The sequence below is a fragment of the Flavobacterium sp. AJR genome, assembly GCF_002156885.1.
Classification (GTDB): Bacteria; Bacteroidota; Bacteroidia; order Flavobacteriales; family Flavobacteriaceae; genus Flavobacterium.
The window spans coordinates 1-7,667 of record NZ_NCWQ01000130.1; the positions used below are offsets into that span (position 1 = coordinate 1).

At 31.6% G+C, this 7,667-nt stretch carries 4 protein-coding genes; 3 read left to right on the forward strand and 1 reads right to left on the reverse strand.

Annotated features, from left to right (window positions below):
- Positions 1 to 2,385: S8 family serine peptidase (locus B8T70_RS22180; protein ID WP_086896260.1), on the reverse strand; the 2,385-nt coding region annotated here is incomplete at its 3' end.
- Between the two features lie 530 nt (positions 2,386 to 2,915).
- Between B8T70_RS22180 and B8T70_RS22185 the strand changes: the two genes are divergently transcribed.
- The 3 genes from B8T70_RS22185 (at position 2,916) to B8T70_RS22195 (ending at position 7,245) form a co-directional block, all read left to right on the forward strand.
- Positions 2,916 to 3,746, forward strand: a complete 831-nt coding sequence (locus tag B8T70_RS22185; RefSeq protein ID WP_039115240.1) for a M57 family metalloprotease — start codon at positions 2,916 to 2,918, stop codon at positions 3,744 to 3,746.
- An 831-nt stretch (positions 3,747 to 4,577) separates the two neighbouring features.
- On the forward strand, positions 4,578 to 5,297 hold the full coding sequence (locus B8T70_RS22190) for a hypothetical protein (RefSeq protein WP_086896261.1): 720 nt from the start codon (positions 4,578 to 4,580) through the stop codon (positions 5,295 to 5,297).
- 196 nt (positions 5,298 to 5,493) lie between these two features.
- Positions 5,494 to 7,245: an alkaline phosphatase gene (locus B8T70_RS22195; RefSeq protein WP_086896262.1), complete on the forward strand. Its 1,752-nt coding sequence runs from the start codon at positions 5,494 to 5,496 to the stop codon at positions 7,243 to 7,245.
- Positions 7,246 to 7,667: the final 422 nt, after the last annotated feature.

Here is a 7,667-nt window from a genome sequence, read left to right on the forward strand (position 1 = left end):
TCCTTTTAAGGGAGCCATATCTAAAAAAGAGAATGTTTTTGAAGTGATATTATCTATTGTGTTAATAACACCTTCTGAATTATTAATTATTTTTATTATCTCAATTCTTTTGATGTTGTACAAGCTGAAAAGACTGGCATTAATTTTTATTTTATTCTCTTCATAAACTTCTGCTAAAGCTAATTCGAAATAACAATTTGAGTTTTGTACATACTGTAATGTTGACTCACTTTTTATTCCTTCGATATTGTCAAATACAGGAATAACAGTGTGAGTTTTTTCATCTGTATAGGTGTAAGTTGTGTTTGTTGTTTGTTCTTTAAATTCCAAATAATCTCCTGTCAATTGATAAATATTAAATGAAGATACATCGGCAGGTTTGTCCCAATTAATTTCTGTTGTGCCATCACAAACTAAGCTGGTACTGATATTTAAATCATAAGATATTGTAAAACTATCGGATATATAATCGGTATTATCAATGGTCATTTTCAATTTTGCCTTTGAAAATTTTTGTTCTGCAGGGGCATAGGTAAATTGTTCCGTATTTAAATTTATATCATTTGCGAGAATTTCCCAAGTCTGCCCATTATTATAACTAATAGATAATTGTCCAGGGATATTAGAAAATGAAGAATTCCATTTGAAAGGGGAAATAGTTTTGCCATCATAAGGGAAATTATCATTATTAACTGGGTAATTCCATTCAAATCGATTTTCCAATTCATATTCGTATGCGATGCTGTATTCCTGAGATGTGTTAGATATGTATGAGCCAATAATATTGATGGTATAAGATCCAGATGCGGGATTTTCAATAGTAACTTGCTCTATAGTATTAATTTTATCTTTTCCTCTTACAGCTTGCTGCTGTGGGGAGTCAGGATTAAGAATCCATGGTAAAAAAGTGGTGTTGTCGGCCGACTTAACCTCCATATCTAAATCGTTTACCAAACTTATATTACTGTTGATTGCAGCCGGCAAATCGTTCCAAACTAATGTGATTTTTAAGTTTTTTGTATTTGGAGGGAGGGAAATGGTATGCAAATTTGTTTGTCCGGATGTCAAATTACCTGATATAATTTTATTTTCACTGATTGTTCTTAAACTTTTATCAGCATTGATATTACCATAACCATAGGTAAAATCTGGACCTATGTTCCCTAAATCTTTTGCACTATTAATTAAAATTACTTTTGTTAGGGAATTAGATAAAGAGATATTATTTATAGTTTTATAATGTTGTTTCATTAATGCAATAATCCCTGTAGCTATTGCTGTAGAATTTGAAGTTCCTTGCGTACTGTAGGCTACTAACTCAGGTTTTATTCGACCGTCATAAGCTGGTCCTTTTGAAGAAAACGGCATAATTACTTCGTTTTGATCAATACACCCTACTGCGATACTGTTTTTGGATTGCTTGAAATTACCAGTAATAGATTTATAACCTTGAAGTCCGCTATTGCCAGAAGAAAAACAATGAGTCAAATTAGGATTTAAGAATAATTGAGAATCATAAGCATTGGCCAGAGAACCATAAAAATTCTCAATATTGGTACCGTAGGAATGATTTTGAATAGTAACATCTTGAAAAGATGCTATTTCATCAGGATAGATATTCAAAAAGTCAGACGATTGTATTTTGGCCTTTTGAGCAACTCCTTTTCCTAGTGCAGAACTATTTCCTAATCCAGTAACTATAGTTGCCATAGCTGTTGCATGGCTCGATACAATAGCCGATTCTGTTTGAGAAGGAATGTGTTTGTTTAGTAGGTCAATATCATTTACATCAAATAAATCATCTTTGATACCTACAATTTGGTTTTCGCCTGTTATAAGAGGAAAATTAGTATTGGCTTTATTTATAGAATTGATACTAAAATTTTGATCGATTATTTTAGATTCAACTTTTGGTTGAAGGGACTCTTGCGAAATAGAAGATACACTGCTCAAAGTTATAATGTGGTCAATAATTTTTTTTGAATCACTTTTTATGATTATAAGATGGTTATTTAGTATTTCGATCTCAGAAATGTTGATTGTTTTTAAATCTGTAATTAATGATTTGATACTATCAGTTGCTATTATATATTGCTTGTCTTCGGTGTGATTTGAAAAATTGGATGGTAATTTCCATAAGCTATTTACTGAGCGTGTTTTCTTTAAAGGTTGATTAGATTTTAAATTTTCAACTATACAAAAAGTACTATCCAATTTTTTTACAACTTTGTATTTATTGTGATGTGCATTTTCTAAAGATGTAAAATAGTATTTCTCAAATTTTGTTTCGTTTTCTTTTTCTATGTATTGTTTCCATTTTTCAGAGCTTTGAGAGAGACTGATTGTCGTTATCATAAAAAAGAGAAAAGTAATTTGTGTCTTCATTTACAGTAGATGTTGGGGCAATTTTAAACATTTTTATTAATGAATTTAGATAAATCAAAGATGAAATTTGTGCTTAATGTTTTCTATCTGAAATGTTTATCCGTTGTAGGTAAATCAAAGTTATTAAATTATTTGAAAAAAAAATATTAGTTTTTATTTCATTCTAAAACTTCAAAATCTATACGAGTAATATTCTCTTTTTATAACTCTGTTCGTCTAAATGTTATGTGAAATTGTATAGTATTTTTTTTACACATGCTAATCAAAATAAGATATCTGAATAGTATTATTGTGTGTAACCAATTGATTTGTATTTAATTATTGATTTTACAGGACTTCTATTAATAATCGGATAATTATTACTAAACAATCCGTATAAAATAATTTAACAAAAAATGTTAAATTTGTTAAATAATTGTTTTATCAGTATTTTAAGATTAAAAATTATATAAATTTGATTATAAATATTACTAATATTTTGTAAAGCCCCTATTTACCAATTTATTATTAACAACCCCAAAAAACCTATTATGAAAAAAATTAAATCAATTTTAGCCTTGTCATTTATAGCGTTAACGCTGTTATCCTGCAACAAAGAAGACGAGACAGATCAATCAAATCAAGGATCTCTTAAAGTAACGCCAGAGGTGCTAAATAAAATTAGATCACTTTCATTAAATTCCACAGATGTTCAAGTGATTAAAAACACTAAGTTAGATGGTACCACTGAGGATGCGTTTCTTATAGAAGGATGTATTGTAATGTCGGAAGATCAATTAAACAAAATGGATCTTCATGGAGGTATTACCACAGAACAATACCGTACTACTAATTTAGTATCTACTCCAAAAACTATCAAAATTGTTGGATTATCAGGGACTGGTACAACAGCTTTAAGTACAAATATGCGTGCAGGATTGCAAGCAGCAGTAAACAGATATAATAATTTAGGATTGACTATTAAATTTACTCTAACTTTTAGTTCAAGTACTTCAGGTGCAAACATTGTTGTAAGAAGACAAACCGGATCTGCAGGTGGAGTAGCAGGTTTCCCTTCAGGTGGAAATCCTTATAATTCAGTTACATTATATTCTGGGTTAGATACGTATTCAACAGGTGTAAATGCACACGTAGCTGCACATGAAATCGGCCATTGTATTGGTTTACGTCATACAGATTGGTTCAGCCGTCAAAGTTGTGGACAGAATTCAAACGAAGGTACTGCTGGTGTGGGAGCAATTTTAATTCCAGGAACACCTTCAGGATATGATGCAACTTCTTATATGAGAGCATGTTTTAGTTCAAGTGAGACAGGAGCTTTTAATTCTAATGATGTTACAGCTCTGAATTATTTATATTAGAAATTGAATTAGAGTTCTCTTTACAAAATATTAGGAGGCTGTTTCATAACTTGTGAAGCAGCCTCTTTTTTTATTAAATGTCCCTATTCTAATTGCTTTACAATATGAATAGTGCAAGATTTTAAAGTATTGATTCGGAAATTAATTATAGAATAGAATCTGGACAAAGTAAAAAATATTGCTTACTATTTTGAGTTTGGGTCATTTGGTATTTGTATACGATAAATTAACATATTAAATTCGATAGTAATAAAGGGAGAATTATATGAAAGACTTCCTTGGGCCTCTAATGTATTTATTGTTGCTTAGGTTATGTTCTGTGTGTATTTAAGGCGTTACGATACTGCCATAAAAGTTAATATGATAATTTTATCAACATTTTTCAGTTGAATTTATAGTTTAACTTTTTTAAAATGAATGTTGTAATTTGTTTTTTTATTTATAATCAAAATTAAATAATTTCTTGGTAAATAGAAAAGAGTACTAAATAACTAAGTGTTTAATTATTGCTTTGATAAAAATAATTTGATCTATGAAGTTCCAAATTTAGTAGATTTGTATGGCAACTCAACAGAATTAGAATTTACGCTTTTAGATTTTTGATCCCGGAAATGTTTTAGAACAAACCCCTGAGCTCAAGAAAAGGTATATGTTAACATAGAAACTCATAGTTAACTTACCTAAAGAGGTTTTGTCTTTTTAACTGCAACAATATAGAATTCGCTTGGGACACAAAGAGCATATCGGATTTTACTGGTTTGATGTAGTAAGACAAACTTAGGAAAAGAGCGATGCCTGATTTGAATGATGTTTTTAAATAATAAGTAGTTAATGATTTATAACAAAGAAAATTTTCCTGAAGTAACTTCTGAACGTAATTTAACTGCTACTATTTTTGTGTATATACTGTTCGGACTTTTGTGTATCGCAATGCTTTGTTTATTTATAGGGCTTCCTTTGAGCATTCAGCTGGAACATAATAGCCGCTTATCTATCGGCGAGATGATCTTCGATCTAATATACTTCTCCATACTTCTTTGGGGTATCTGGGCTCTTTGCAAGAACTACAAGCGCCAAAAACTTAAAAAAATCATCCTCATTTCTGTAGATCAATATGGTATACATCATCACCAATACAATGGCATTATCCAGAGTATTTTATACAAGGAGCTTGAAAGGAGCAGAGAAGCTTATGTGAGTGATATCGATAGAAAAATTGGAACAAAATATTCTCCGGGATATATTTTCGGTTTTAAAGAAGGCAAACAGATTCCCATTGATTTTTCTAAACCTGAGAATGGAATGACCTATATCCCAAAAAATAAATATCATCTAATTGGACATTTTCTGCAGGGCGTTACTTTATTTTCCCCACATATAAAAATTTCTCAGGCCGTCTATGCTGATTATTTTATAAATCCCGCCACTTTTGAATTCAATAAAAAAGCTCAAATAATTACCTATATACTAGTTCTTATTTTCTTAATGATCATCCTGATTGCAATCGATTTGTTTACAAAATATACTAAAGGCTTTTCGATATTGTTTTAAATGACGGAATTTTTATACAAGAAAAAAGAGGAGACTTTAATAGTGTAAAAATGGTACATGTCCCAGTTTAAAGTTCTTAAACAGATCAATAATTTATTATAGTAAATGGATTGTTAATAGTAATGTAAGGTAATTTTAAAAGTGCCATAACCTCTGTTTTAATATTACATTGTTTTTTTGATATAAAAATTTTTTTATGGAAAACAACAATGATTTAAGCAGAAGAAGGTTTCTTAGAAATTCTTTATTGGCCGCCGGAGGAGTTTTTATCGCTCCACTTATTGAAAGCTGTAGTGACGATGATAAAACCGATAACAGCGGTTCGCCAGACGGAATGAAAAATGAAGGGTTTGAGACAGGAGTAGCCAGTTTTGACCCTACTGAAACAGGAGTGATTATCTGGACAAGATATTCAATAGGTTCAGATGCTGAAATTACCTGGGAGCTAAGTAAGGATGTTGCATTTTCTGAAATAACAAGAAAAGGGCAGGCCGGAGCATCTTCTATAAATGATTTTACAATAGCGGTAGATGTTCAGAATATTTCTTCCAATACAAAATATTATTATAGATTTTATAATGCCAAAACTAAACAGGTAACTGTTATAGGAGAAACGCGTACGCTGCCATCTAAAACAGATCTTGTAAATGATGTAAAAATGGCTGTTGTTTCCTGTTCTAATTTTCCAGCTGGACTTTTTAATGTATATGGAGCGATTGCTTCTTCAGATGCTGATGTAGTGGTACATCTTGGAGATTATATTTACGAATATGCGCCAGGACAGTATGGAACAAATCCTTTTACAAACCCACTGGGTAGAGAACATAAACCCGCCAGGGAGATTATAGGTCTCAGTGATTACAGAGAGCGTTACAGACAATATAGAGGGGATAAAAATCTTCAGCTGCTTCATCAGAAAAAACCTTTTATATGTGTTTGGGACGACCATGAGTTTGCTAACGATACCTATAAAACCGGCGCAGAAAATCATCAGCCTGCCGAAGGGGATTTTCAGATGAGAAAAATGGCAGCTTTTCAAGCCTACAGTGAATATATTCCGCTTAAAACAGGAAAAGATCTTAGAATTTACAGAAGTTTTAATTTCGGTAATATTCTTTCTCTTTACATGATGGATACTAGAGTTATTGCGAGAGATAAGCAGATGAGTTATTCAGATTATATTGATAATGGCGGAAATTTTGATCAGACAAAATTTAAAACTGATCTGTTAAGTACCAGTAGAAGATTAATTGGAAGCGAACAAATGACTTGGTTGGGATCACAGATCAATGTAGATACTGCTAAGTGGAAAGTATTGGGCCAACAGATCTTAATGACAAAAATGATGATTCCTGCAGAGCTGCTGATGCTTTTGAATCAAGTTTTAGCAGAAGTGGATCATTTCGGAAGTGCACAGCCAGCGACCATGCAGGCTCTTATTAGTGCAATCTCTGAACTTGTTGTTATTAAAATGAGACATAAACAAAGTGATCCTTCTTTAACTGCTCAGGAAATTGCGAGAGTTACGACAACTTTGCCATATAATTTGGATGCCTGGGATGGTTATTCTGCAGAAAGAGAACAGCTCTATAGCATGCTTTCTGGAAAAAATGTTGTGGTTTTAGCCGGAGATACTCATAATGCCTGGATGGGTAAACTTACCGATATGCAAGGGAAATTTATAGGAACTGAAATAGCGTGCAGTTCTGTTTCATCGCCAGGATTGGAAGCTTATCTTGGAATTACATCCGACCCTAAAAAGGCGATAGAATTAGCACAGGCATTTACAGTGCTGATAGATGATTTAGAATATGCAAATTTGTATAAACGTGGATACACATATCTTAAATTTACGTCATCTGTTTCTGAAGCTGAATGGCGATTTGTAGATAGTGTAACAAGTGAAACTACCAATACTGTAACAGAAAAAAAATATACCATAGCATAGAAATCTCATTCGATAATGATTGAAGTTTTTTCAGAAGTTTCAAAAATTAAGTGAATTAAATCGGAGCAGGAGTAATCGTGTTCCGATTTTTTTTTTATTCTATAGCTTTGAATATTTCTAAACTAAGCATTGATAATTGATGTGTTAATAAATGTAAGATGAAATCAACGGAAGAGTTTTGTATGCATAAGTTTCTATCAAAATTTATTGATATTAAATCGTAATGATAGATAGGCTTAACTTTTTTTTGGTAGAAAAGGTATCAACCCCAATCCAAATGTGCCACGATTTTGGATCAAGAACAAAACCTGGGGAGGAATGTCAAAATAAAATAAGAACTTTGTAATCTAAGAATTTGAGATGACTCCTATAGACCTTTTAAAATTTATGCTGCCTGATTTTTTAGTAGAACACTTTGAAAT

Coding starts and splice junctions, on each gene's coding strand:
- B8T70_RS22185 (WP_039115240.1), top strand. CDS start 2,916: ATGAAAAAAATTAAATCAATTTTAGCCTTGTCATTTATAGCGTTAACG.
- B8T70_RS22190 (WP_086896261.1), top strand. CDS start 4,578: ATGATTTATAACAAAGAAAATTTTCCTGAAGTAACTTCTGAACGTAAT.
- B8T70_RS22195 (WP_086896262.1), top strand. CDS start 5,494: ATGGAAAACAACAATGATTTAAGCAGAAGAAGGTTTCTTAGAAATTCT.